We start from the raw sequence: 26,154 nt of genomic DNA on the forward strand, positions 1-26,154 counted from the left end.
GATCCTAGCCTTGGCGCCTCAGCGGCTGTGTGAAGTGAGCTTGGACAGCGGCGAGGCCATGCTGACGCCGGGTGCCGCGCGTCGCGCGACCGGCACGGCGGCCGGACTCGGCTCGGCCTCGTCCAGCGCGGCATCGGCATTGCCTCCGAGCGCGGGCACGCCCTCGGGGTTGCGCCGCATGGCCACGCCGACGGCGAGGATGTCGATCACCAGCAGGTGCAGGATGCGGCTGATCATCGGCAGGTGGGTGGAGACGTCTTCCACATGGTCGACGATGAGCGTGGCATCGGCCTTGCGCGCCAGCGGCGACTGGCTGGCCGTGATGGCGACCACGGCTGCTCCGCGCTCGCGGGCCTTGTCAGCCACTTCGAGCAGCTCTGGCAGCTTGCCGCTGCTGCTGATGATGACGGCCACATCCTTCGGGCCTAGCACACCCGCAGCCAGCGCCTGCAGGCGCGGGTCGGTGTAGGCGCTGCTGGAAACGCCGAAGCGCAGGAACTTGAACTGTGCGTCCTGCGCCACCACGCCGTAGTGGCCGACGGCAAAGAACTCGATGCGGTTGGCGTTGAGCAGCAGTTCGATCGCGCGGTCGATCATTTCGCGGTTCAGCTCGCTGCGGATCTGCAGGATGGCCGAGGCCGTATTGCCCAGCACCTTGGCACCCAGCTCCACCACCGAGTCGTCATGCATCACCTGCGTATGCGTGACCGGCACCGTGCCGGTAAGGCCCGAGGCCAGGCGCAGCTTGAAGTCCGACAGGCCCTCGCAGCCGAGCGAGCGGCAGAAACGGATGACGGTTGGCTGGCTGACCGAGGCAGCGCGTGCAATCTCGACGATAGGATCGTTCAGGACGTCGCGCGGATGGGCCAGCACATGCTCGGCCACGCGCAATTCGGCCGGCGAAAGCTCGCTGCGGGCGCGCCGGATCTGGCCCAGGATGGCCGAGCCGGGCGTGTTCTCCAGTGTGCGCAATTGCGCTTCCAGGATTGCCGAGGCGCCCATGAAGGTGGCCTGCTCGGCCGTGATCACGAAGGTCGGGATGCCGGACACATAGTCGCGAAAGCGCCCCTTGTCTTCAAAGCGCTCGCGGAAGCGAGACTTGTCGAAGTAGGCACCCAGGCGCGGCACGATGCCGCCGCCGATATAGATGCCGCCCAAGGCGCCCAGCGTGACCGCCAGGTTGGCTGCGGCCGTGCCGAGCAGGGCGCAGAAGATGTCGAGCGATTCGACGCAGACGGCATCGCTTTCATCCAGCGCACGCTGCGTGATGTCGGGTGCGGCAAGCGGCGCGGCGGCGAGGCCGGCGCGTTGGGCCAGCGCGCGGTAGATCAGTTCCAGGCCGGGGCCGGAAACCAGGCGCTCGAAGGACACGTGCTCGAACTGGTCCCAGGCGAAACGCAGGATGTCGATCTCGCGCTCGTCGCGCGGCGAGAAGCTGGTGTGGCCACCTTCGGCACCCAGCGAGATCCAGCCGTCGCCGGAAGGGATCAGGCCTGAAGTGCCCAGGCCCGAGCCCGAGCCCAGCACGCCCACCACGCTCTGGCGGCGCGCTTCGCCGCCACCGATCTGGCGCAGGTCGTTGCCACGCAGGCGCGGCACGGCCATGGCCAGCGCGGTGAAGTCGTTCACCACCACCAGGGTGTCAAAGCCCAGGCGCTGGCGCATCTCTTCAATCGAGAACTGCCAGTGGTAGTTGGTCATGCGCACCGAGTCGCCTTCGACCGGGTTGGCAATGGCGATGGCTGCGTGGCTCACCTCGGTGCCAGCGGGCAGCGTACCAAGGTAGGCGCTGACCGCGGCATGGAAGTCCGCATGCTCGGCACAGCGCAAGGACGCGATCTGGCTGAACTCGCCCTGGGCGGTTTCCAGCGCGAAGCGGGCATAGGTGCCACCGATGTCGGCAATCAGTCTGGGGCTGTCGAAAGAGGACATGGGGCGGGGCGGACCTGTGGAGCTGGCGGCGCGCGATTATGAGCCGCAAACGTGCACCGCCAGAGGGCATGGGCTGGGTTCGGATCGATCCAGATCTGCGGACACATGCGGCCCGCTGCGAGCTTGTAGCCGCAACGATAGCGCGAGATATGTAGCTCGGCTACATGAATCTCCCGTCGTGCACCGGGCGTCGCCCAAGAATAAGGCGTAGTCCGCTTGTGTCGGCTATGTAGTTTTGCTACCTTACGAGCTTCCAAGCCATTCGCGCCCCTCTTTCTATGTGTTCTTATGCCGAGCGCTCAGCGCGTCCTCCTGTCGAGGTTTGCCTGTGAGGCGGGACGATTTGTGCCTGGTGGCCGACGTCGGCGGCAGCAATGCCCGCTTTGGCCTGGTGGAGCAGGCGGGTGGCCCGATTCTTCATGTCCGCAGCCTGCCGGTGGCGGCTCATGCGGGTCTGGCTGAGGCGGTCGAGGCCTACCTTGAGGGTTTGCCGGGTGGTGCTGACGCGCGGCCACTGCATCCCAGGCATGCAGCCGTTGCCGTGGCCACGGCTGTGGCTGGCGACCAGGTCGAGTTCACCAACAGCCCCTGGGGCTTCTCCATCGAGGCGGTGCGCGATCGACTGGGCCTGGAGCGCCTGCTGGTGCTCAATGATTTCGAGGCCTTGGCGCTGTCGCTGCCGCGCCTGCGTGCCGATCAGCTGCGCGCGCCGGGTGGCCTGCCCACGCCCAGGGGCACGCTGGCCGTGATCGGCCCGGGCACTGGCATGGGCGTGGCCGGGGTGATCCAGACGGCTCATGGCTGGGTTGCATTGCCGGGTGAGGGTGGGCACTCCACGCTGGCGCCGGCCGATGATTTCGAGAGCGAAGTGCTGTCCGTGGTGCGGCGCGACTACGCCCATGTGTCGGCGGAGCGCCTCTTGTCCGGCATCGGGCTTCCCGTCCTGCATGCGGCGCTGTCCAGGATGGCGGGGCGCCCCCTGCAGGTACCGCTGGCGGCGGAGCAGATCGTCGAGAGCGGCGTGGCTGGCAATGACGCGATCTGCTCGCAAACGCTCGATGTGTTCTGCGCGCTGCTGGGTGGCTTTGCCGGCAGCGTGGCCTTGACCCTGGGTGCTCGTGGCGGCGTCTACATCGGCGGCGGCATCGTGCCGCGACTGGGCGAGCGCTTCTTCCAGTCGCGCTTCCGTGAGCGCTTCGAGGCCAAGGGTCGTTTCCGCTCCTATCTGGAGGCGGTGCCGACCGTGCTGATCACCGACACCCTGGCCGCGCTGAGTGGCGCTGCCTTGGCCTTGGAGCAGGCCTGAAAACAAAAAATGTAGTTGAGCTACATATCGAGTTCGGTGTTTACCCGAGTTGCGCGCTTGAGTCGAATGAAATCAAAGGGTAAACCCTTGAATTCGATGTCTTTTTTTCGCTAAACACCGATTGATTCGACGGCGCTAGGGTTTTCTTTGTATTGGCAGTGAATCTAGTTTTAGTACAGAATTCTTTCAGGCATCAGGTTCTCAGTTCCCCGACAAGAACTCCTCCAGATCGTTGCGGGGCTTGTGTTGTTCAAAAAAAGCTTCAGGAGACAAGTAATGAAGACATCCCGTCAGAAGCGTGAGCAGTTCCGTCTCAGCCCGGTGGTTGCCGGCTGTGCGGTGCTCATGGTGGCCAGTGGCGTTTACGCGCAAACCGCGCCTGCAACGCCGGCTCCGCAAACCCTGGAGACGGTGACCGTCACCGGTATCCGCAAGGGCATCGAGGACGCGATCTCGGCCAAGAAGGGCTCGGACTCCATCATCGAAGCGATCTCCGCTGAAGACATCGGCAAGCTCCCCGATGCCAGCGTTGCTGAATCGGTCTCGCGTCTGCCGGGTGTCGCTTCGCAGCGCAACCGCTCGACCGGCAAGGCCTCCAACGTCAGCGTGCGCGGCATGTCGCCCGACTTCAATGGCGCGCTGCTGAATGGCCGTGAACAAGCCTCCAGCGGTGACAGCCGTGGCGTCGAGTTCGACCTGTATCCGTCCGAGCTGCTGGCCTCGGTGTTGATCTACAAGAGCCCGGATGGCTCGCTGGTCGGGCAGGGCCTGGCTTCGACCATCGACCTGCAAACCGCCCGTCCCCTGAACTTCAGCGGCCGCCAGGCCGCCGTCAACTACCGCAAGCAGCGCACCGGCGTGGCTTCGGGCGCTGGCGAAGGCACGGGTACGCGCAAGTCGGTCAGCTACATCGACCAGTTTGCCGACCGCACCATCGGTGTGGCTGTGGGCCTGGTGAAGTTCGACGAAAAGGGCGCCGACCAGCAGAAGTTCAATTCCTGGGGTGGCTGGACGCTGCCGTTCGCCCCGAGTGGTGGTGCCAATTCGCCCCTGCTGGCCTGCGATGGCCCGACGCCTCCCGCGGGTTGCGCCAGCGGCGTGGGCAAGGTCAACGTGATGGGCGGCTTCACCGCCGATACCGAATCGAGCACGGCCACTCGCGAAGGCCGCATGGCGACCCTGCAGTGGAAGCCCAACAAGGACTTCGAGTCGACGTTCGACTACTTCTATTCCAAGGGCCAGTTCGGCCTGAAGAAGACTGGTCTGGAAGGCGCCATCGGCGACGACGACAACAGCAACTACGATCCGCGCGGCCAGATCACGAACTACACGATCGCCAATGGCGTCGTGGCTTCGGGCACGCTGTCCAACTACAAGGGCGTCGTTCGCAACCACATCGAAGGTGGCGCCGACAATATGAAGTCCTGGGGCTGGAACAACAAGCTCAAGCTGCAGGACTGGACGCTGGCGGCTGACCTCTCGCAGTCCCGCGTCGTGCGCGATTCCTCGCGTTACGAAACCACAGCCGGTCAGCCGGGCAATGGCAACAAGAATGCAGCCGGCCTGGGTTCGATCAGTTGGACGGGCTTCAACGGCTCCAACTTCACCGACGTGAAGTACTCCACCAGCCTGAGCTATGCCGATCGCGCGGTTGCCAAGCTGACCGACGTGGACGGCTGGTCGGGCGGTGAAACCTCGCCGCAGGCCGGTTATGTGGCGCTGCCGCATGTGCAGGACAAGATCGACGCGATGCGCCTGTCGGGCAAGACGGAACTGAACTGGGGTCCTATCGTCAGCGGCGAATTCGGTATCAACCATACCAAGCGCGAGAAGATCCGCACGACCCAGGAAGGTCGCCTCTTCATCAAGGGCACCGACCCCTATGGCGCCGTCGCAGTGCCGGGTTCGGATGTTGCCATCGCCGGTACCACCGGTCTGCAGGTCGCCTCCTGGGATCCGCGCGGCTCGCTGGGCACGATTTATGACCTGGCGAAGAAGGTCGACACCGACATCCTGAACAAGGACTGGAGCGTCAACGAAAAGGTCACGACCGCTTACTTCAAGGGCGATTTGGACAGCCAGCTGTTCGGCCTGAACTACCGCGGCAATGTCGGCCTGCAGATGGTCAAGACGAACCAGGAGTCGACTGGCTTCAATGTGGATCGCGCCAACTGCACGGGCAACACGGTTGCTACCTGCCCGGGCGCCACCGTGGCCCAGGGCAAGAGCTATACCGACTTCCTGCCCAGCCTGAACATGAACTTCGACCTGGGCGGTGACCAGGTGATGCGCTTCGCTGCCGCCAAGGTGCTGTCGCGCGCCAATATGGGTGACATGCGGGCCAGCCTGGGTTACTCGGTCAACAACAGCGGCGTGCAGATCCTGACCGGCGACGGCGGCAACCCGCAGCTGAACCCGTTCCGCGCCAAGGCCGTGGACCTCTCGTACGAGAAGTATTTCGGCAGCAAGGGCTACTTCAGCGCCGCCGGTTTCTACAAGAAGCTGGACAGCTACATCCTGCGTTTCCCGACCGCGTTCGACTTCAAGCCCTACACCAGCTCGAAGACGCCGCTGCCGACCACCGGCCCGTACGCCGGTTCCACGCAGGGCTTGCTGACTCGCCCGATCAATGGCTCCGGCGGCAACATCAACGGAGTCGAGCTGGCTGTCAACGTGCCGCTGAACTTCGTCTCTTCGTGGCTTGATGGCTTCGGCGTGATGCTGAACCACTCGCACACCTCGAGTTCGATCGCACTTCCGAAGTCGGGCTTCAGCCTGGAAGACGGCGACCGCGTCCCGGACAGCATCCCGCTGCCTGGCTTGTCGAAGAACGTCACCAACCTGCGCTTCTACTACGAGAAGGCCGGCTTCCAGATCGCCGTGGCTCAGCGCCATCGCTCGGACTTCCTGGGCGAAGTCAGCAACTTCCAGGATGACCGTCAGCTCGCCTTCATCAAGGCCGAGTCCATCGTCGACCTGCAGTTGTCCTACGAGTTCCAGTCGGGCTGGCTGAAGGGCCTGTCCATCATGGCTCAGGGCAACAACATGACGAACTCCGAGTTCCAGCGCTACACGACCGACCGCAATGCCGTGACCGAGAAGATCAAGTACGGCAAGACCTATCTGTTCGGTATCAACTACAAGCTGTAAAAAGAGTCCTCGACTTGACCCCCGCCCGGCTCAGGCCCGCGGGGGTTTCTTTTTGTTCGAGGCAATAGCAGGAAGAGATCATGCAAACCCCCATCAAGACCGTCGTCATCGTGGGCGGCGGTACCGCCGGCTGGATGACGGCCGTGGCCATGGCAACCGTCTTGCGCGGCCGCTACAAGATCCGGCTGGTCGAGTCGGACGAGATCGGCATCGTTGGCGTCGGTGAGGCGACGATCCCGATGATCCAGCGCTTCAACAAGACCATCGGCCTTGATGAAAACGAATTTCTGCGTGAGACGCAGGGCACCTTCAAGCTGGGCATCGAGTTCGTCAACTGGGGGCAAGTGGGCGACCGCTACATGCACGGCTTCGGCCGTGTCGGGCAAGACCTCTGGACCGTGCCCTTCGAGCAGTACTGGCGCAAGATGCGCGCCGCCGGCAAGGCGCGACCGCTGGAGGAGTACTCGATCACGCGCATGGCCTCCAAGGCCAACAAGTTTCTGCCGGCGCAGACCGACCTGCCGAATTCGCCGCTGGGCGAGATCGCCTACGCCTATCACTTCGACGCCAGCCTCTATGCGCGCTACCTGCGCAAGCTGTCTGAAGCGCGGGGTGTCCTGCGCACCGAAGGCAAGATCTCGCATGCCACGCAGCGCGCTGCCGATGGCCACATCGATGCTGTGGTGCTGGAGAGTGGCGAGCGTGTGGAGGGTGACCTTTTCGTCGATTGCTCGGGCTTCCGTGGCCTCCTGATCGAGCAGACGCTCAAGACAGGCTATGAAGACTGGACCCACTGGCTGCCGTGCGACCGCGCGCTGGCCGTGCCATGCGAATCGGCCCCGGTGCTGACGCCCTACACCCGCTCCACGGCGCACAAGGCCGGCTGGCAATGGCGCATTCCGCTGCAGCACCGCATCGGCAACGGCCATGTCTATTGCAGCAATGCGATCAGCGACGACGAGGCAGCAGCCACGCTCCTGGCCAATCTCGACGGCAAGCCCCTTGCCGAGCCGCGCATGATCAAGTTCAAGACCGGCATGCGCAGCAAGAGCTGGAACAAGAACGTGGTTGCCATCGGCCTCTCAAGCGGCTTCATGGAGCCGCTGGAGTCCACCAGCATCCACATGATCCAGGCTGCGATCCAGCAACTGATCGACTTCTTCCCGGACGAGGGCTTCAGCGCCCGCGACACCGAAGAGTTCAATGCCCAAAGCCGCTTCCATTACGAGCGCATCCGCGACTTCATCATCCTGCACTACCACCTGAACCAGCGCAGCGATTCGGAGTTCTGGCGTGGCTGCGCCAACATGGCGATCCCGCAGACGCTGAAGGAGAAGATGGACCTCTACCGCACGCGCGGCCGCCTGTTCCGCTTCAACAACGAACTGTTCACCGAGGTGGGCTGGCTGCAGGTGATGGAAGGCCAGAACCTGGCGACCGATGGCTACCACCCGCTGGTCGATGTGCAGAACGAGGCCGGCATCGCTGAGTTCCTCGAAGGCGTGCGCGAAGTGATCGGCAAATGCGTGGACGTGATGCCCGATCACGCGGCCTATATCGCCCAGCATTGCAAGGCGATGCCGATCAAGATGTAGCCGGTGCCCGAGGCGCTGGCAGGCTGAGAGGTTGATTCGATGCTCCTGCGTTCCCTTCTTTCCCGCGGCCTGGTCGCGGCGTCCTTCCTTGCTCTCATCTCGCCCAACGCCATGAGCCAAGCATCTGCTGCTGCCGCGCCCGACATGCCCCATGTCGAGTGGTCTCGCCAGGCCAGCATCTACCAGGTCAATATCCGCCAGCACACGAAGGAGGGCACGCTGCGTGCCTTTGCGGCTGACCTGCCACGCATTCGCAAGATGGGCGTGGACATCCTCTGGTTCATGCCTCTGCAGCCGATTGGCAAGAAGGAGCGCAAGGGAGGACTTGGCAGCTACTACTCGATCAGCGACTACACGGCGGTGAACCCCGAGTTCGGCACGCTGGATGACGCCAAGGCGATGGTGAAAGAGGCGCATGCGCTGGGCTTCAAGCTCATCCTCGACTGGGTGCCCAACCACACGGCTTGGGATCATCCCTGGACCACCCAGCACAAGGATTGGTACAAGCTCAACGACAAGGGCGAGATCTTCCCGGTCACCTTTCTTGAGGGCGCCGAGCCTGAGTACTGGACCGACGTGGTGGCGCTGGATTACCGCAGCGAAGGTCTGCGCAAGGCCATGATCGCGGCGATGGCGTTCTGGCTGAAGGACGTGGGGCTGGACGGTTTCCGATGCGACGTGGCCAGCCTCGTCCCGACCGACTTCTGGGAACGCGCCCGAAGCGAGCTCGACAAGATCAAGCCCGTCTTCATGCTCGCCGAGTCCGACAAGCCCGAGCTGCACCGCCGTGCCTTCGACATGAGCTACAGCTGGGACCTTGCCGATGTCTTCAAGGACATCGGCAAGGGCAAGGCAGGTGCGCGTGAAATGCAGGCCTGGCTGAAGGCGCAGAACGAAGGCACGGCGGCCAAGGTCTATCCAGGCCATGCCTATCGTATGCGCTTCACCAGCAACCACGACTTCAACTCCTGGCATGGCACCGACGCGGAGCTGTACGGCGATGCCTATCAGGCGCTGGCCGTCTTGAGCTTCACCTTGCCCGGCATGCCCTTGATCTACGGCGGCCAGGAAGCGCGCCTGGGCAAGCGCCTGGCCTTCTTCGAGAAGGACCAGGTGGCGTGGCAGAACTATGAGCTGCAGGGCTTCTACACCGAGCTGCTGGCCTTGAAGAAGAACAACCCGGCTCTGGCCAACGGCCAGTACGGTGCCAAGGCCGAGCCGCTCGACACCGGCAACGACAAGGTCTTCGCCTTCCGTCGCCAGCAGGGCGGCAATGTGGTGACCGTGGCTGTCAATCTTTCGGCGGCCGAGCAAACCTACCGTCTGGATGGCGCGATTGAGAAGCTGGCGCCCTGGCGCTGGGCCATCGCAGCCAAGCGCTGATGCCAGGCCGCCTGCTGATCACCGGCCTTGGCGGCACGCTGGCGCCGCACCTGGCGCAAGCTGCAACCGCGGCTGGTTGGCAGGTGCTGGGCTGGGATCGAAACCGGATACCGGTGGACGATGAAGTGGCCGTGGCCGCACATCTGCAAGCCAGCCGGCCCGATGCCATCGCTCATTTGGCGCTCGGCGCTGTGAGCTGGGGTGCGATGCTGGCTGGACATGCGGCGAGGCAATCGCTGCCGTTCCTGTTCACCAGCACGGCCATGGTCTTTCATCATGAGCCTGATGGCCCGCATGGGCCTGGTGACGAGCGCACGGCGCAGGATGAATACGGCCGCTACAAGATCGAAGCCGAAGACGCGATCCGCGCCGCCTGTCCCGCCGCCCGCATCGCCCGCATCGGCTGGCAGATCCATGAAGTGAGCGAGGGCAACAACATGCTCGCGACGCTGGACGGCTGGCAGCGCGAGCAGGGCCGCATCGCAGCCAGCAGTGCCTGGGTGCCGGCCTGTTCATTCATGCCAGACACGGCGGTGGCCTTGCTCCAGTTGCTGCAGGACGACGACGGCGCCGGCCAGACGGTGCATCTGGACAGCAATGCCGAAGAAGGCATGAGCTTCGACAGGCTGGTCGCTGCGCTCGCTCGCCGCTTTGATCGCCAGCACTGGCGCATCGAGGTCAACGAGGACTACCGGCATGACCAGCGCCTGGCCGACCCACGCCCCGGCCGCATGCCCGGCCTGTCGCAGCGCCTCGATCAGAAGCCGTAGCGCTTGCGTATCGCCGGCAGGGTGCCATCGGCTTCAAGTGCAGCCAGCGACGCGTTGATCTGCGCGAGCAGGTCTGCCGATACCGTCTTGCGGCTCAGCATCAGGCTGACCGGCAAGCGCTGCTCGGGCAGCGGCGTGCGAGTCACGGGCGTGCCTTCAAGTCTGCCGATGTGGATCAAGGTGGGAATGTCGCCAATGATCAGGCTGGCGCGGCCCCGCTGCAGCATGGCCAGGCCACGCTTCGCGCTGTCGTAGGGCTCGGCCAGGCCGGCGGGCCGCAGCCTTTCGATCAGCCCATCCAGCTCGCCGCCGGTGCGGAACTTGGGCACCAGCACCGGAATGCGGCGCGTGATCAAGTCGCTGAACGCCTGCAGCGTTGCGAACTGCTCGCGCTGCGCTTCCAGGCTCATCAGGCCGATCAGCTCGTGGCGGTAGGTGCTGGTGAACCAGGCCTGCTCCTGGGCATGCTCGGGAACGCTAGCGGCCGGTACCAGGTCCAGCTCGCCGGCCGCCATCATCTGCGGGCGCCGCCGCCGTGGCGTTTCGGGCACCAGCTCCAGCTGATAGCCGATGCGCCGCAAGACGGCCTCGATCAGCTCCACGTCCAGGCCGACGCCGCGCTCGCCCTCCATGTAGACATACGGCGGCCACGCGGAACGCACCATGCGCAGGCGGCGCGCCTGGGCGAGGCCGATGGCCGGCATGCCCGGAATCAGGAGGCTGGCAAGGAGCTGGCGGCGGAGCATGGTGATGCGCGCTCAGGATGGCAGGGACGCGCCCATTGTGAGCCCGCCCCGGCGCCACGACCAGGGCCTTGCATCACCTGTTCAGGCGTAGCTGAGTTCGCTGGCCTTGCCCCAGAAAACGCGGTAGGCAAACACGGTGTATCCGAGGATGGCTGGCACCGTGAAGGCGCAGCCCCAGAGGATGAAGGCCAGCGACTTGGGCGCAGCTGCGGCCTGCCAGACCGTCATCTGGTCTATCAGCACGTAGGGATAGAGGCTGTAGGCCAGGCCCAGCGAACCGAGCAGCATCACCAGCACCATCAGCGCGAATGGCAGCCAGCAGAGCGTGCCCAGCACGCGGTGCGAGTTGAGCAGGGCGCGCAGGCCCAGGAGCGAAAGGCCGGTCGTCAGCGGAATCGGCAGCAGCGCGATCAGTTCGGGCATGCGGAACCAGCGTGCCGAGACCGTGGGGCTCACCAGCGGCGTGGCCAGCGAGATCAGCGCCAGGCCGATCACCACGGCCGGCCACGCCAGCTTGGCCCGTTTCACCGCCAACGCCTGCAGCTCACCCTCGGCCTTCATGATCAGCCATCCGGCGCCCAGCAGAGCGTAGGCGGCAGACAAGGCCAGGGCGATCACCGCGGCGAAGGCGGTATAGGTCCTGCCCTCCTGGAAGCCGGTAATGTAGCGCGCCAGCATCCAGCCCTGCGCCAAGGAAGCCATCAAGGAGCCGGCCATGAAGAGGCGGTTCCACAAGGGCTTCCATTGCGCATGGGCCTTGACGCGGAAATCGAAGGCCACGCCGCGCAGCGTCAGGCCGATCAGCATCACTGCTACCGGCAGGTAGAGCGCACCGATGATCAAGCCGTGTGCCTTCGGAAAGGCCACCAGCAAGATGCCCACGCCCAGCACCAGCCAGGTTTCATTGGCATCCCAGAACGGGCCGATGGAGGCGACCATGCGGTCCTTGTGCTCGTCGTTTGCGCCCACCATCAGGAGGCCCACGCCGAGGTCGTAGCCGTCGAGCACCACGTAGATGAGCAGGGCCAGGCCCATCAGGCCCATGAATACAAGCGGCATCCATTCAGCGGCGTTCATGCGGGGCTGCTCCCAGTCGCGAGGTCGACCTTCTTCTCGGCCATGTACTTGATGACCGACACGTAGGCCACGATGAGTCCGAGGTAGAGGACCAGATAGCCGGCGAGCGACAAGGCAATGGTCGGCGCTGGCGTCTTGGAGGCCACGTCCGCGGTGCGCAGCAGGCCGTAGACAATGAAGGGCTGGCGGCCGATCTCGGTCACATACCAGCCGGCCAGGGTGGCCAGCCAGCCCGAGAAGCTCATCAGCGCCAGGCCGCGCAGGAGCCAGCGGGGCAGGTCGTGCGCAACCCACTGTCGACGCTTGTAGAGCCACAAGCCCACCCAGCTGAAGGCCAGCATCAGGAGGCCGGTGCCCACCATCACGCGGAAGCCGAAGAACAGCGGCTTGACCGGCGGATGCGCGTCCTTGAATTCATCGAGGCCGCGGATCTCGCCCTCGGCGTCGTGAGTGAGGATCAGGCTGGCGAGCTTGGGCACCGGAATCTCCAGATGGTTGCTGCGCGTCTTTTCATCCGGCCAGGCGAACAGCAGCAGGGGCGCGCCGCGCTCGGTCTGCCACACGCCTTCCATCGCGGCGATCTTGGCGGGCTGGTGCTTCAAGGTGTTGAGGCCGTGCATGTCGCCGACCCAGATCTGCAAGGGGATGAGGATTGCACCCAGTGTGAGCCCCACGCGCAGCACGCTGGCCGTCCAGACCTGCGGCTTCTTCTTCAGCAGCTGCCAGGCACTGACGCCGGCCAGAAGAAAAGACACCGTCAGGCCCGAAGCCAGCAGCTTGTGCGAGAGGCGGTAAGGGAAGGAGGGGTTGAAGATGACCTCCGACCAGTCCAGCACGTGGAACTCGCCGTTGATGATCTCGAAGCCCTGCGGCGTCTGCATCCAGGAGTTCAGGCTCAGGATCCAGAAGGCCGACAGCGTGGTGCCGAAGGCGACCAGGAAGGTGGCGGCGAGATGCACCCGCTCGCCAACGCGGCCATGGCCGAACAGCATCACGCCGAGAAAGCTCGCTTCCAGGAAGAAGGCGGTCAGCACTTCGTAGCCCAGCAGCGGCCCGGCGATATTGCCGGCCTTCTCCATGAAGCCCGGCCAGTTGGTGCCGAACTGGAAGCTCATCGTGATGCCGCTGACCACGCCCAGCGCGAAGGAGAGCGCGAAGACCTTGGTCCAGAAGCGGTAGGCCGTGAGCCAGATATCGCTGTCGGTCTTCAGCCAGCGCCAGCGGAAGAACAGCAGCACCCAGGCCAGCGCGATATTGATCGTGGGAAAGAGGATGTGGAAGGAGATGTTGGCGGCAAACTGCATGCGCGCCAGGACGAGTGCGTCCAGGGCATCGAGCATGGTTCAGCCCTCCCTGTCGGTCTTGGCTGCGGGCTTGATGCGGCCGGTGAACTCCAGCAGCTTCTGCACCTTGGAGCCCATCTTCATCAGCTGTCCGAGCGTCTGCGAGTCGAGCCGCTGCATGTCGTCGAACCAGCTGCTCATCAGCTCGATCAGGTCGTGCATGCCGCGCATGCGTTCCTGCGCGATGCGGTCTTCCTCGGTATTGGGGGACTCGAGCAGCGCATTGCGCAGCATCGACAGGGTGGGCTCGATCTCGCGGCGGCGGCGCTCCTCGGCCAGCGTGCGAAAGATCTCCCAGGCGTCACTGGGCGCCTCGAAATACTCGCGCCGGTCGCCGGCCAGGTGCTTGAGCCGCACCAGGCGCCAGGCCTGCAGTTCCTTCAGCCCCATGCTCACATTGGAGCGACTGAATTCCAGTGACTCGGCCAATTCGTCCGCGTTCAGCGGTCGGGGCGAAACGAAGATGAGGGCATAGATCTGCCCCACCGTGCGGTTGATGCCCCAGCGGCTGCCCATCTCGCCAAAATGCGCGACAAAGCTGCGGACCAGGGGGCTCAGGGCTTCCATGACGGCCTCTCGTTCAATTTGCGTCAACTCAAGATTTTGCTGAATTTTCAGGAATTTCTGAAAGTTCAGCAAGCTCAAGCTGAATCGCCCGATCAAGGCAAGGGTTGTCGGCTCAGGCCGAGCTGGCGCTCAGCCGCTCGACCAGGAACTCCACCGCCACCCGTACCTTGGGTATTCGGTAGCGGGTCTGCAGGTAGAGCAGGTAGATGCCGGCCTCGCCGCCGCGGCCGACAGACACGGGCTGGTCCAGCGTGATGGCCTGGAGCTCGCCGCGCCGGAAGTAGTCCACCAGCGCCCATTCCGACAACAGCACGATGCCCTGGTGCCGGCACGCCATGGCAATCAGGCTGGCGCCGTCGTTGCTGATGAAGGCAGGTGTGACCGGCACCTCGTGCCAGCCGTCATCGCCCAGCCCCTGCCACTTGATCACGGCATTGGGGCCGCGGTACATCAGCGCGCGGTGGCCTGCGAGGTCGTCCAGCGTGCGGGGTGTGCCGGCCCGCTCCAGGTATTGCGGCGAGGCAGCCAGCACGAAACGGTTCGGGTCCAGCCGTCGCGCGACCACGCGGTCCTGCGGCTGGCGGCCACCGCGGATCGCGATGTCAATCTGGTCGCGCCCCAGCTCCACCAGGGCATCGCTCAGGTGCACGTCCAGCACGATGTCGGGATAGCGCTCGCCGAAGTCCTGCAGCGCTGGCATCAGGAGGCGCTGGCCATAGCCGGGCATGGCGCTGATGCGCAGGGTGCCGCTGGGCGTGCTGGAGTGCTGGCCCACCAGCTCATCGGCATCGTCCAGCTGCGCCAGGCCCGGCCGCACCTGCTCCAGGTAGAGCGCGCCGGCCTCGGTCAGGCGCACGGTGCGCGTCGTCCGGTGCAGCAGCTCGATGCCCAAGCTCGCTTCCAGGTCGGTGATGCGCCGCGAGATCGAGGAGGCCGGCACGCCGAAGGCCCGGGCCGCCCGCGAGAAGCTCAGGGTGTCGGCCACCTTGACCAGGTACTGAAGGGCGCGCAGCTTGTCCATCGTGGGCTCTTGATCATTGCCATTGCGACAAAAGATTTTGCCGAATATGACGGATTCCGTCTTGAGACCGGCAGGCCTAGCATTCGGTCATCGCAGTACAGACGCCGAAACCGGCTAGCAGGACCTCACCATGACAACGATGCTCAAAGCCCAGTACAACGAACGCGGCCCGGTGCCGCAGGCCGTGATCGCGGCCGTGCCTTTCGAACGCCCGACCCTTTCGCAAGGCCAGGCCCTGGTGGCCGTGCTGGCCGCACCCATCAACCCGAGCGATGTGCTGACCCTGACCGGCCAGTACGGCATCCTGCCGCCGCTGCCTGCCGTCGGTGGCAGCGAGGGCGTGGGCCGGGTCGTCGAACTGGGCCCGGACACCCAAGGCCCGGCCATTGGCCAGACCGTGCTGCTGCCGGCCGGCTCGGGCACCTGGGCCACGCATCTGGTGGCACCGGCCGCGCGCCTGATTCCGCTGCCGAACGGCGCCGACCCGCAGCAGCTGGCCATGCTGACCGTCAACCCGCCGACGGCCTCGCTGCTGCTCAGCGACTTCGCCACCTTGCAGCCTGGCGACTGGGTGATCCAGAACAGCGCCAACTCAGGCGTGGGCAGCTACGTGGTGCAACTGGCCAAGCTGCGCGGACTGAAGACCGTGAATATCGTGCGCCGCGAGTCGGCCATCGCCGGCGTGCTGGCACAGGGCGGCGATGTGGTGCTGGTCGATGGCGACGACCTGGCCGAGCGGGTCAAGGCCGCCACCGCAGGCACGCCGATCAAGCTGGGCATTGATGCCGTCGGCGGCAAGGCGACGATGCGCCTGGCCGGCATGCTGGCCGAGAGCGCCGTGGTGGTGAACTACGGTGCCTTGAGCGGCGAGCCCTGCATCGTGTCGCCGCGCGAGCTGGTGTTCCGCGACGTGAGCTTGAAGGGCTTCTGGCTGGCGCGCTGGTTCCGCACCACGCCGCAGCCCCAGCAGTTCGCACTGCTGACCGAACTGGCCGGCCTGATTGCGGCCGGCAAGCTGAGCACGCCGATCCAGGCGAGCTACGACGTGGCGCAGATCAAGGAAGCGGTGGCTGCCGCTGCCGCTGGCGAGCGCCAGGGCAAGATCCTGATCGTGCCTGCCCAGGCCTGAATCAGCTCACAGCTTGAGCTGCGCAAACGCGGCCTGCAGCCCGGCCACGCCGCCCACGCGCTGGTCGTTGATGAAGACCTGGGGCATGGACCGGACCGAGGGACCGCATTTGGCGTAGAAGGCCATGCGCTGCTCCTCGTCCTCGATCCTGATTTCCTCGAAGCCAAGGTTCCGGGCCTTTAGAAGCATCTTGACGCTGTCGCATTGCGGGCAGGCTGACTTGGAGTAGACGACGATTTTGAGTTCCATGCGGACAGTCTAGATCAGGCCCTTCCAGCCCCGCTCCTGATGCAGAAAGGCCTGGCGCATCAGGTGCTGCTGGCTGGCCGGCAGCGGACCTTGTTCGATGGCCGCGAGGTTGTGCTTGAAATGCGCGAGCTTCCCGGTGCCGACGATGGTGCTGGAGATGCCGGGCAGGAAGGCGGTGAAGCGCAAGGCCAAGGCGTTCCAGTCTGCCTCCGGGATGGCCGTGGGCAGCCCCATCGCCTGCCAGCGGTCCCAGTAGATGCCTTCGGCATAGGCCTCGGGCCGCTCGCTCATGCGCCAGATCGCGCCGGCCACCGGCCGTTTGGCGATCACAGCCACGCCCAGGCGTTGCGCTTCCGGCAGGCGCACCGGCAGGTTGACCTGGTCGCAGACGCTGACCGAGGTCTGCAGCGAGCCGAACTGGCCGCTGGCCAGCGCGAAATCGATCTCGGCGTTGTCGCCCGAGTAGGCCGCCACGCGCAGCTTGCCGGCTGACCTGCAGTCCTGCAGCGCGCGTGTCACCTCGCCTTGCTCAAGGGTGCCAAGCGGGCATGAGTGCAGATGGACGATGTCCAGCACGTCGGTGCGCATCAGGCGCAGCGCGCGCTCCACACCTTGCACGATGCAGTCGTAGGTCCAGTCGGGCACGCCTTCGACGCCGTAGCCCACCTTGGTTGACAGCACGAAGTCCCGGCGGCGATGGGCAATGTGACGGCCAATGCGCTCCTCCGACAGGCCGTAGCCGCGCGCGGTGTCGATCAGGTTGACACCCAGGTCCAGCACCTCATTGAGCAGGCGGCCCGCATCCTCTTCGCTGGTGCGCTCATCGTTGATGTGCATGGCGCCGAAGCCCAAGGGGCTGACACGCAGGCCGGTTTGGCCGAAGTCTTGGAGGTTCATGGCGCAGAGATCAGGACGGCACCGGACAGCGGCGCGAGAGTGAGAGTCAGCGAGTCATCGGCACCGACTTGGTAGGTTCTCTTGCTCAAGGCATCGCGCAGACGCTTGCCGTGCAGCTCGACTGGCAGCTTGAGCCTGACGCTGCGCGCCGCGGTGGCATTGTTCGTCGCGGTGACGGCCCAGCTCTCGCCATCCTGGCGGGCCAGCGCAATCACATGGGCATCAAGGTGGATGGGTGCGCTGATCGAGCCATGGCGCAGCACGGCGTGATCGTTGCGCATCGCGGTGAGGCGCTTGAAGTCTGCGAGCAAGGCTTCGTCGGGCTTGCCGCCTTCGTCGGCCCAGGGGTAGGCCGCGCGGTTCAGCGGGTCATCGCCGCCAGCCAGGCCCACTTCGTCGCCGTAGTAGATCGTCGGCGAGCCGGGGAAGCTCATCTGGAACAGCACGGCCAGCTTGAGGCGCTGCTTGGCCTCTTTGAGCTTTTGCGGATCATCATCGTTGTGATAGCCGAAGTGATGCAGCGCGCGGGCCTGGTCATGCGTTGAGAGGAGGTTCATCAAGGCATAGAAGGCCTGCGGCGGATACGCCTCGCGCATCAGCTCGATATTGGCGTAGAGCGCCTTTGCATCGCCGCCGGCTGCGTATTCCAGCAGCGCATTGCGGAAGATGTAGTTCATCGTCGAGTCGAAGGTGTCGCCGAGGAAGTACTTGCTGGCGTCGAACCAGGTCTCCGCAACCGTCAAGGCATCCGGCCTGTGGTTCTTGACCGCCTTGCGCCACTCGCGCCAGAAGTCGTCCGGCACCCAGGGTGCCACGTCCATGCGCCAGCCGGCCGCGCCGCGGTCCAGCCATTGCTTCATCACCGATTCGGGGTTGCCATAGGCGAATGCGCGGAAGGCCGGCGAAGCCTTGTCGATCTCTGGCAGGTCCAGCACGCCGACCCAGCCCTTGTATTGCTTGTCGGGGGCGGTCTGTTTGGCGTCGAAGGTGAACCAGCTGGCGTATGGTGAATCCGGATTGATCTTGCCGTTGTCGAAAGCACCGCCCGGCTTGAAGTTGCCGAAGCGGTTGAAGTAGGGCGAGTCCTGGCCAACGTGATTGAGCGATGTGTCCGGAATCACGCGGATGCCGCGCTTGGCGGCTTCGGCGCAGAGCCGCTCGAAGTCCGCGTTCGTGCCGAAGGCCGGGTCGATCTGTGTGTAGTCGCCGGTGTCGTACTTGTGGTTGCTGGCCGCTCGGAACACCGGCGTCATGTAGATCGCGTTGGCGCCCAGCGACTTGATGTAGTCGAGCTTGTCGATGATGCCGGCCAGGTCGCCACCGAAGAAGTCATTGTTGGGCAGCGCGTCGGAGCCGTCGCCCGAGGCCGGCTTCCAGGGTTTGTCGAGCCAGTTTTTGTGCAGCTCCACGGTCTTGTCGTGATAGCGGTCGCGGCCTGGCTGCGGGTCGTTGCTTCGGTCGCCGTTGCGGAAGCGCTCCGGGAAGACGTAGTAGTAGACGATGTCGCGTGCCCAGCCCGGCACCTTGAAGTCCGCCGCGTACACGGTCTGGCGATAACGACGAATGCGCTTGTCGTCGGCTGGCTTGTCTTCCGTCAGTCCGAGGCCCATCGTGCCCTTCTCGCGCGTCCAGAACACCTTGTCGCGGTTGTTGCCGTAGACGTAGGCGCGGCCGGCAATGCGGGCCTCGAAGTGATAGCCGTAGATGGCGGGCTCGGTGAAGCGATGGCGGACGGTCCAGCGCTCGCGCTTGCCCTCGGTCGCACGGCTCATCGGCAGGCGTGCGAGCGGCAGGTACTCCAGCACTTCCTGGTTGCCTTCCAGGCGACGCTTGGCCACGACCAGTTCAAGCTGCTCGACGCCGGGCAGGGCACTGATGGAGAAGGCCACTTCGCTGCCGGCGGTCACGGCGCCGAAGGGCTGCTTGTCGGCGATCGATCTTGAGTCGAAGCGCAGGCTGCGCGCCACTGAATTGCCTACGGCAGGCACGGGCTTGGTCGCAGGCAGCTTGCCGGCGAAGGGCAGGATCTGCAGGCTCGGAGCCAGGCCGTCCAGGCGCAGCGTCAGCTTGTAGCCGCCCTTGAAATGCTGGCTCATCGCCGGGCCCTTCAATTGCAGCTGCGCTGGCTTGCCGCCGAAGTCGGCGTCGGCCGACCAGTCTTCGTCGCCGACCTTGAACTGATGCTCGCCCTCCACGCGCACATGCAGCTCGTAGCGGTCGCAGACATAGCTGAAGCGTTGCGCATCTTCTGCGCTCCAGCCATTGAAGCTGCCGCGCAGGAAGAGTTCGCGCTGGCCCAGTGGCGAGGCCTGGCACTTGGCCGCCGCCATGGCTGGCCGAACGGGCAGGGTGGCAGAGGCGACCAGCATGGTCGCCAGCATCAACAGGAACTTGCTCATTGAACTCGCTTGTAGCGGTTGTAGCCACCCTGGGCCTTGGGCCTGGGTTGCAGCAGCAGCGCGCTGTGCGGTGGCATGTCGACGGTGATGAAGCCCGGGCCGATGGCCACGGTCGGTGCGGGCGACACCAGCCCCAGCAGGTCGACCATGGGCGTGTCGTCCATCAGGTGGGCGTTGGCAATCATCAGGCGCTCGCGCACTTGCTTGTCGCTTGGGTTGGCAATCACCACGCGGGTATCGAGCACCTTGTCGGTGTGGCGCTCGAAGGCGAAGAGCTGCTGCGAATCGATCAAGCGGAAGTCGCCGACGCGCAGCGCACGGTGCGTCTTGTGCAGCTGGATCAGCTTGCGGACCCAGACCAGCTCGGGGTTGTCGTCGCGCACCAGGTCCCAGCGCATCGGGCCGCGGTTCTCGGGGTCGGCGCCGCCTGTCATGCCGACCTCTGCGCCGTAGTACAGGTTCGGCGCACCGGGCAAGGTGAACTGCAGCGCCTGCACCATGCGGCGCTGCGCTGTGACCGGCAGCTGCGTGGCGATGCGCGGGATGTCGTGGTTGTCGATCACCACCCAGGACTTCAGCATCGCCTCGATGCCCGAGTCCTTCACCAGCCGCTCGGTCAGGCGGGCAGCGGCTGCCGGGGCAATGTCGCCGCGCGTCATGCTCAGCACAATGTCGCGCAGGGTGAAGTTCATCACCGCGTCCATGGACTTCAGCCATCGGTCCGGATAGTTGGCGATCTCTCCCACCACGAGCGACCCCGGTTTCTCCTTGTGGGCCGCATCCGTCAGCTCGCGAAGGTAGGCCTGGCCCAGCTCGAAGGCCGTATCCAGGCGCCAGCCATCTGCGCCATCACGGAGGTAGGAGCGAACGACCGAATCCTTGTCCAGCCAGAGATGCCGGCGCACCACCAGGTTCTCCAGCTTCAGCTCGGGCAGGTTCTGGTAGCCGGTCCAGACCAGGGCGCCGCCCTCGTACTGTGGGCCGATGGAGAACCAGTTTCGCCAAGGGCTGCTCGGGTTGGCGAAGGCGTCCTTGAAGACCGGCGCGTTGCGGCCCATGTGGTTGAACACGCCGTCCAGCACCACCTTCAGGCCGCGCTGGTGCGCGTCGGCCGCCAGGCGCTTGAAGTCTTCGCGGCTGCCGTACTCGGGGCTCACCTTCTGGAAGTCGAAGGCGTCGTACTTGTGGTTGGTCCAGGCCAGGTGGATCGGGTTCAGGTAGAGCACATCGGCACCCAGCTGCTGGATGTGTTCCAGCTTGCTTGCGGCGCTGGCGAGGTCGCCACCCCAGAACTCGAGTTCGGCCGAATTGAGCTTCTGGTCGGCCAGGTAGACGCCGGCCTTTGGCGCTTCGCTCCAGGGCTTCAGGACCTTGGGTGACGGGTAGAGCGCACGCTTGCCTTCCAGGTCTGCGGCGGGCACGAAGCGGTCCACGATGATCTGGTAGACAACGGCACCGTTGCGCCAGTCGCGCTCGCGCTTTTCAAAGGTGCCAGCCGCACCGGCCGGTGCAGCCTGGGCTGAGCTGGTAGCCGCCAGCAGCGCCAGTGCGGTGGCGAGCGCCTTCATCCCTTGACCCCACCGGCCGTGAGGCCGCTGACGATCCAGCGCTGAGCGAGCAGGAACACCGCCGTGATCGGCAGGCCCGAGAGCACGGCCGCGGCAGCGAAGTCGCCCCACAGGAAACGCTGGTCGTGCAGGAAGTACTTGGAGCCCACCGCCAGCGTGAGGTTGCCTTCTTCGCGAAGCAGGACCGAGGCCACCGGGTATTCGATGATGGTGCCGATGAAGGCCAGCACGAACACCACCATCAAGATCGGCACGGCCATTGGCAGGAGCACCATGCGGAAGGCCTGCCAATGCGTGGCGCCGTCGACCTTGGCGTTTTCCTCGATCTCGACGGGAATGGTCTCGAAATAGCCCTTGATGGTCCACACATGCGTGGCCACGCCGCCGAGGTAGGCCAGCACCAGGCCGGCGTGTGTCTCCAGGCCGATGGCCGGCACATAGGTGCCTATGGTCTCGAAGATCGCGTAGATGGCCACCAGCGCCAGCACGGCCGGGAACATCTGCAGGAGCAGCATGGAGTTGAGGATGGGCGTCTTGAAGCGGAATTTCAGGCGCGCGAAGCCATAGGCAGCCGTGGTCGAGATGGCCACGATCAGGAAGGCAGCCACGGTGGCCACCTTGATCGAATTCCATAGCCAGGTCAGCACCGGAAAGGGCGGCTGCACCAGGCTGCCGTCGGCGGCCTGGTAAGGGATGCCCAGCGCCAGCTTCCAGTGCTCCAGGCTGATCTCGGTCGGTATCAGGCTGCCGGTGGCGAAATTGCCGGGCCTGAGCGAAATCGACACCACCGCCAAGAGCGGGAACAGCGTCAGCGCCAGGAAGACCCAGAGCAGCGCGTGGGCGCCGAACACCCGCCAGCGGGCTTGCTTGCCTCGAACGATTGCCATGTCAATGCCCGCCCGGCCGCCCGAAGGGCATTGAGCGCCCCCTCGGGGGGCAGAGAACAGAGTGAACGTGGGGGCTCATTGCCGTGTTCCTTGCTTTACTGGTTGGCCTTTTTCATCAATCGGAGATTGATGAGCGACATCGCCGCGACGAGGACGAAGATCAGCGTCGAGATCGCTGCCGCCAGGCCGAAGTCGGTGCCCGAATCGCGGAAGGCGATGCGGTAGGTGTAGGACACCAGGATGTCGGTTTGGCCCGCCGGGATCTTGCTGCTGAGGTAGTCGGGCCGGCCGTCGGTCAGGAGCGCGATCAACACGAAGTTGTTGAAGTTGAAGGCGAAGGCGCTGACCAGCAGCGGCGCCAGCGGCTTGATGATCAAGGGCGCCGTGATCTTGAAGAAGTTGGTGAGCGGGCCGGCGCCGGCCAGGGCCGAGGCCTCGTACAGATCCGCGGGAATGGCCTTCAGGAGGCCCGAGCACAGGATCATGATGTAGGGGTAGCCCAGCCACACGTTCACGATCACCAGCATGATCTTGGCCAGCAGCGGGTCGGCAAACCATGCGGGCTTGATGCCGACAAGGGCATCAAGGATGGCGTTGATCTCGCCGAAGTTCTGGTTGAACAAGCCCTTGAACACCAGGATGGAGATGAAGCCCGGCACCGCATAGGGCAGGAACAGCAGGGTGCGGTAGGTGCCGCGCAAGCGCAGGTCCTCCCAGTTCAGCATCACGGCGAGCAGCATGCCGATCGCGGTGGAGAACAGCACGGTGCTGAGCGAGAAGATCACCGTCCAGCTGAAGATGGCGAGGAAGGGCCCGCGGAAGTCTTCGTTCAAGAGCATGCGGGCGTAGTTCTGCCCGCCGACCAGCACCTTGAAGCCGGGCTGCAGCTGCTCGCCCGCGGTGCTCTCGAAGAAGCCGGTGTCGCGATTGGGCTTGTAGAGCTGACCGTCGGCCAAGCGCTTCAGGCTGCCATCAGGCTGGGCTTCCCAGTAGCGCCGGATCGGGCCGAACTCGCGCAGGCCCAGGTAGTGCAGGGCGTCAGCCTGACCGGGCATCTGCAAGAGCAGTTGCGACAAGGCCTCGCGGTGCGTGATCAGCTCGCGCAGTGGCAGGGCGGCTTGCAAGGGGCTGCTCAGTGGCAGCGGCTCAGCCGCCACGTCGCGCATCTCGACCTTCAGCTCGCCCTTGGCCTTGCGCAATGCCAGCGGCGAGGAGACGAAGCGCGGCTCACCGCTGGCAGCGTCGCGCAGCACGAGCCGGAACTCTGCGCCATCGGCATGCAGGCTGAAGGGCTGGACCTGCTCTTCAACGGCATCGCGCTGCTCCAGCAGGTACTCGCGCACCCGCTCTTCGCTGAGCAGGTGGGCCGACGAATAGTTGGTGAAGCCGATCACCGCCGTGTAGACCAGCGGAAAGGCGATGAACACCAGCATGCCGGCGATGCCGGGGAACAGGTAGCGCGCAGCGAAAGCCACCTTGCTCACGTAGACGTAGAAGAAGGCGGCGAAAAGTGCCAGCAGACCCAGTGCCCAGAAGGTCTGGCCCGAGGCATGGACCATGAATACCAGGTAGAGCGAGGCCAGTATGGCCGCGAGGGTGAGCGGCCAGCGAAGGAGGCGGGCCGCCTTCTCCAGCGGGCCGGGTGGCAGCTGGCTGTAGGCGATGCGGTGCGCGGTGGTGGACATCGTGGCGGAAGTGGTGGAGGCGTTCATTGCGGACTCACTCCTCACTTCGCCGTCTTCAAGAGCATGCGGCCGGCGGCGCCGGCCAGTGCGTCCTGCGGGCTCTGCAGCCCGTTGGTGATGGCTTCCAGCGCGGCGTCCATCGCGGTCCAGAAGCGGCCCACTTCGGGGATGTTGGGGATCGGTTCGCCGGCGCGGGCGTTGTCCATGCTGGCCTTGATCAGGGGGTTCACGGCCAGCTCGGCATAGAAGGCCTTGTTGGCCGGCACGCCGATGGGCACATCGGCATCGAGGATCTTCAAGGCCTCGGGGCGCATCAGGTGGTTCTCGATGAACTCGACGGCGATGTCCTTGAGCTTGCTCGGTGCCGAGACCATGCAGCCCAGCACGCCCACGAAGGGCTTGGAGGGATGGCCCGGCACCACGGCAGGAATCGCGGCCACGCCGAAGTCGATCTTGGCGCGCCGCGCGTTGTCCCAGGCCCAGGGGCCGGAGATCATCATCGCCACCTGGCCGCGGGCAAAGCCGGTTTCCATCTCGGAGTAGCGGGCGCCCTTGGGCATGTGGCCCTGCTTGACCAGGTGCTCCAGCATCTGCGCGCCGGCCAGTGCACCGGCATTGGCCACGCCCACCTTCTCGGCGTCGTACTCGCCCTGCGCGTCACGGTCGAACACCCGGCCGCCAGCGCCGGCCAGCAGCGGCCAGCTGAAGAAGCTCTTGTTGTAGTCCCACAGGATGGCGCGCTTGCCCTGGGCTTGCAGCTGCTTGTCGAGGGCGATCAGCTCGTCGAACGTGGCAGGCGGCGTGGGCACCAGGGCCTTGTTGTAGATCAGGCCGGTGGTCTCGATGGCGATGGGGTAGGACCAGAGCTTGCCGCGGTAGGCCATCGCCTTCCAGGCGGCTTCCTCGTTTTCTTCGCGCAGTTTCTTGCCTGGGCGGATGGCCGTCAGGAGGCCGGCCTTGGCCCATTCGCCGATGCGGTCGTGCGGCCAGCAGAAGATGTCCGGGCCCTTGCCGGCGCCGGCCGCCTGCGTGAACTTCTCGGGGGCGTCGACCGGGTGCTCGACCACGACCTTGACGCCCGAGGCCTTCTCGAAGGCATTGCCGACCTTCTGCAGGCCGTTGTAGGCCTTGTCGCCATTGATCCAGACCAGCAGCTTGGGCGAGGACTCGGCGAGCACGTCGGCGCCCCAGCCCAGCAGGGCCAGCGAGAGCAGCGCGGCCTTCACTCCCCCAGCTCCGGCGCAGCCAGACGGCGGAAGGCCGTGCCCTCGGCGTCGAACAGATACAGCGCTTCTGCCGGAAACTGCAGCTCAAGCGCCTCGCCGGCATGCAGGCGGTCGCAACCGTTGCGGCCTTCGAACTGGCAGGTCAGGGGTTCTTCCAGGCCGGGGTAGGGGAAGTACGCGAAGGTCAGGCTGCCGAGCGACTCGACGAAGGCCAAGGTGCTCTGCATCAGGTTGCTGTCACCGCCCACACGGATGTGTTCGGGCCGCACGCCCAGGGTCACCTTGTCGCCGACTTTGGCCCGGCTGGCGTCCACCAGCGCTCGCATGGTTAGGCCGCCGGCCAGCTTGATCTCGGCTTCGCCCGCCGAGACCCTGGCCAGTTCGCCAGCGAGGAAGTTCATCTTGGGGCTGCCGATGAAGCCGGCCACGAAGAGATTGCGCGGATGTTCGTACAGCTCCAGCGGCGAGCCGACCTGCTCGATCTTGCCGGCCGAGAGCACCACGATGCGGTCTGCCAGCGTCATGGCCTCGACCTGGTCGTGGGTCACGTAGACCATGGTCGTCTTCAGGTCTTCGTGCAGCTTGGCGAACTCATAGCGCATGCGCACGCGCAAGGCGGCGTCGAGGTTGGAGAGCGGCTCGTCGAACAAAAAGACCTCGGGCTTGCGCACGATGGCGCGGCCGATGGCCACGCGCTGGCGCTGGCCGCCCGACAGGTCCTTGGGCTTGCGGTCCAGCAGATGCTCGATGTGCAGGATCTTGGCGGCGTTGCGCACGGCGCCGTCAATCTCGTTCTTCGGTACCTTGGCCAGCTTGAGACCGAAGGCCATGTTGTCGTACAGATTCATATGCGGGTAGAGCGCATAGGACTGGAACACCATGGCGATGCCGCGCTCGGCCGGCGGCACGTCGTTCACGAGGCGGCCGCCGATGCGCAGCTCGCCGCCGGTGATCTCTTCCAGGCCGGCGATGGTGCGCAGCAGCGTGGACTTGCCGCAACCTGAAGGGCCGACGAAGACCATGAACTCGCCATCGCGAATCTCGAGGTCGATCCCGTGCAGGATCTTCACATCGCCATAGGCCTTGGCTACACCGGAAAGCTGGACGTCCGCCACTGTTGTCTCCATGCCGGCGACTTGAGGCGCGGCTTGCTGTTCTGTTGACCCCGGTCGGATGCCCCGGGGTGGGAAGCTGGCTGGAATATACCGTTGAAAATGTAGTGTT

At 65.1% G+C, this 26,154-nt stretch carries 20 protein-coding genes; 6 read left to right on the forward strand and 14 right to left on the reverse strand.

What is annotated here, in order from left to right; translation table 11 throughout:
* Positions 1 to 18: 18 nt before the first annotated feature.
* A complete protein-coding gene (locus tag ABT392_RS05490) occupies positions 19 to 1,932 on the reverse strand; it encodes a glucokinase (RefSeq protein ID WP_334277231.1) in 1,914 nt (637 codons plus the stop codon).
* A gap of 328 nt (positions 1,933 to 2,260) precedes the next feature.
* On the opposite strand from ABT392_RS05490, the gene glk reads away from it, so the two are divergent.
* The 5 genes from glk (at position 2,261) to ABT392_RS05515 (ending at position 10,136) form a co-directional block, all read left to right on the forward strand.
* Positions 2,261 to 3,238, forward strand: coding sequence for a glucokinase (gene glk / locus ABT392_RS05495; RefSeq protein ID WP_464970929.1), 978 nt, complete (start codon positions 2,261 to 2,263; stop codon positions 3,236 to 3,238).
* A gap of 276 nt (positions 3,239 to 3,514) precedes the next feature.
* The gene (locus tag ABT392_RS05500; RefSeq protein ID WP_334277228.1) at positions 3,515 to 6,388 is read left to right on the forward strand and encodes a TonB-dependent receptor; all 2,874 of its coding nucleotides are present in this window, start codon (positions 3,515 to 3,517) and stop codon (positions 6,386 to 6,388) included.
* A gap of 80 nt (positions 6,389 to 6,468) precedes the next feature.
* The gene (locus ABT392_RS05505; RefSeq protein WP_334277227.1) at positions 6,469 to 7,983 is read left to right on the forward strand and encodes a tryptophan halogenase family protein; all 1,515 of its coding nucleotides are present in this window, start codon (positions 6,469 to 6,471) and stop codon (positions 7,981 to 7,983) included.
* Positions 7,984 to 8,094: 111 nt separating this feature from the next.
* Positions 8,095 to 9,366 (forward strand): alpha-amylase family glycosyl hydrolase, encoded by a 1,272-nt coding sequence (locus ABT392_RS05510; protein ID WP_395386383.1) that lies wholly within the window; start codon positions 8,095 to 8,097, stop codon positions 9,364 to 9,366.
* Positions 9,366 to 10,136: a sugar nucleotide-binding protein gene (locus tag ABT392_RS05515; protein ID WP_395386382.1), complete on the forward strand. Its 771-nt coding sequence runs from the start codon at positions 9,366 to 9,368 to the stop codon at positions 10,134 to 10,136. Before ABT392_RS05510 ends, ABT392_RS05515 begins: the two co-directional genes overlap by 1 nt.
* Here the strand turns inward: ABT392_RS05515 and ABT392_RS05520 are convergent.
* The 5 genes from ABT392_RS05520 to ABT392_RS05540 form a co-directional block, all read right to left on the reverse strand.
* Positions 10,124 to 10,882 (reverse strand): substrate-binding periplasmic protein, encoded by a 759-nt coding sequence (locus tag ABT392_RS05520; RefSeq protein ID WP_334277224.1) that lies wholly within the window; start codon positions 10,880 to 10,882, stop codon positions 10,124 to 10,126. The two genes, ABT392_RS05515 and ABT392_RS05520, sit on opposite strands and share 13 nt — an antisense overlap.
* A gap of 81 nt (positions 10,883 to 10,963) precedes the next feature.
* On the reverse strand, positions 10,964 to 11,959 hold the full coding sequence (locus tag ABT392_RS05525) for a cytochrome d ubiquinol oxidase subunit II (RefSeq protein ID WP_395386381.1): 996 nt from the start codon (positions 11,957 to 11,959) through the stop codon (positions 10,964 to 10,966).
* Positions 11,956 to 13,299, reverse strand: coding sequence for a cytochrome ubiquinol oxidase subunit I (locus ABT392_RS05530; protein ID WP_334277222.1), 1,344 nt, complete (start codon positions 13,297 to 13,299; stop codon positions 11,956 to 11,958). Before ABT392_RS05530 ends, ABT392_RS05525 begins: the two co-directional genes overlap by 4 nt.
* 3 nt (positions 13,300 to 13,302) lie before the next feature.
* On the reverse strand, positions 13,303 to 13,869 hold the full coding sequence (locus ABT392_RS05535; RefSeq protein WP_334277221.1) for a GbsR/MarR family transcriptional regulator: 567 nt from the start codon (positions 13,867 to 13,869) through the stop codon (positions 13,303 to 13,305).
* A 112-nt stretch (positions 13,870 to 13,981) separates the two neighbouring features.
* Positions 13,982 to 14,890, reverse strand: coding sequence for a LysR family transcriptional regulator (locus ABT392_RS05540; protein WP_334277220.1), 909 nt, complete (start codon positions 14,888 to 14,890; stop codon positions 13,982 to 13,984).
* Between the two features lie 130 nt (positions 14,891 to 15,020).
* Between ABT392_RS05540 and ABT392_RS05545 the strand changes: the two genes are divergently transcribed.
* Entirely contained in the window at positions 15,021 to 16,019 is a 999-nt protein-coding gene (locus tag ABT392_RS05545) for a zinc-dependent alcohol dehydrogenase family protein (protein ID WP_395386380.1), read from the forward strand.
* A 6-nt stretch (positions 16,020 to 16,025) separates the two neighbouring features.
* Here ABT392_RS05545 and ABT392_RS05550 read toward each other — a convergent pair whose 3' ends face one another.
* The 8 genes from ABT392_RS05550 to ABT392_RS05585 all read right to left on the reverse strand — a co-directional run bounded on the left by ABT392_RS05550 (position 16,026) and on the right by ABT392_RS05585 (position 26,045).
* Positions 16,026 to 16,268 (reverse strand): glutaredoxin family protein, encoded by a 243-nt coding sequence (locus tag ABT392_RS05550; RefSeq protein ID WP_334277217.1) that lies wholly within the window; start codon positions 16,266 to 16,268, stop codon positions 16,026 to 16,028.
* 9 nt (positions 16,269 to 16,277) lie between these two features.
* A complete protein-coding gene (locus ABT392_RS05555) occupies positions 16,278 to 17,165 on the reverse strand; it encodes an aldo/keto reductase (RefSeq protein WP_395386379.1) in 888 nt (295 codons plus the stop codon).
* Entirely contained in the window at positions 17,162 to 19,564 is a 2,403-nt protein-coding gene (locus ABT392_RS05560; protein WP_395386378.1) for an alpha-amylase family glycosyl hydrolase, read from the reverse strand. The genes ABT392_RS05555 and ABT392_RS05560 overlap by 4 nt, the downstream gene beginning before the upstream one ends.
* Entirely contained in the window at positions 19,561 to 21,132 is a 1,572-nt protein-coding gene (locus ABT392_RS05565) for a glycoside hydrolase family 13 protein (protein WP_395386377.1), read from the reverse strand. Before ABT392_RS05565 ends, ABT392_RS05560 begins: the two co-directional genes overlap by 4 nt.
* Positions 21,129 to 22,019 (reverse strand): maltose ABC transporter permease MalG, encoded by an 891-nt coding sequence (malG, locus tag ABT392_RS05570; protein ID WP_334277212.1) that lies wholly within the window; start codon positions 22,017 to 22,019, stop codon positions 21,129 to 21,131. Before malG ends, ABT392_RS05565 begins: the two co-directional genes overlap by 4 nt.
* A 95-nt stretch (positions 22,020 to 22,114) precedes the next feature.
* Positions 22,115 to 23,731 carry a maltose ABC transporter permease MalF gene (malF, locus tag ABT392_RS05575; protein WP_395386376.1) on the reverse strand — a complete coding sequence of 539 codons (1,617 nt, stop codon included), beginning with the start codon at positions 23,729 to 23,731 and terminating at the stop codon, positions 22,115 to 22,117.
* Between the two features lie 14 nt (positions 23,732 to 23,745).
* Positions 23,746 to 24,930 carry a maltose/maltodextrin ABC transporter substrate-binding protein MalE gene (gene malE / locus ABT392_RS05580; RefSeq protein WP_395386375.1) on the reverse strand — a complete coding sequence of 395 codons (1,185 nt, stop codon included), beginning with the start codon at positions 24,928 to 24,930 and terminating at the stop codon, positions 23,746 to 23,748.
* Positions 24,927 to 26,045: an ABC transporter ATP-binding protein gene (locus ABT392_RS05585; RefSeq protein ID WP_395386856.1), complete on the reverse strand. Its 1,119-nt coding sequence runs from the start codon at positions 26,043 to 26,045 to the stop codon at positions 24,927 to 24,929. Before ABT392_RS05585 ends, malE begins: the two co-directional genes overlap by 4 nt.
* Positions 26,046 to 26,154: the final 109 nt, after the last annotated feature.

The organism is Paucibacter sp. JuS9 (assembly GCF_044043925.2).
Lineage (GTDB): Bacteria > Pseudomonadota > Gammaproteobacteria > Burkholderiales > Burkholderiaceae_C > JAUASW01.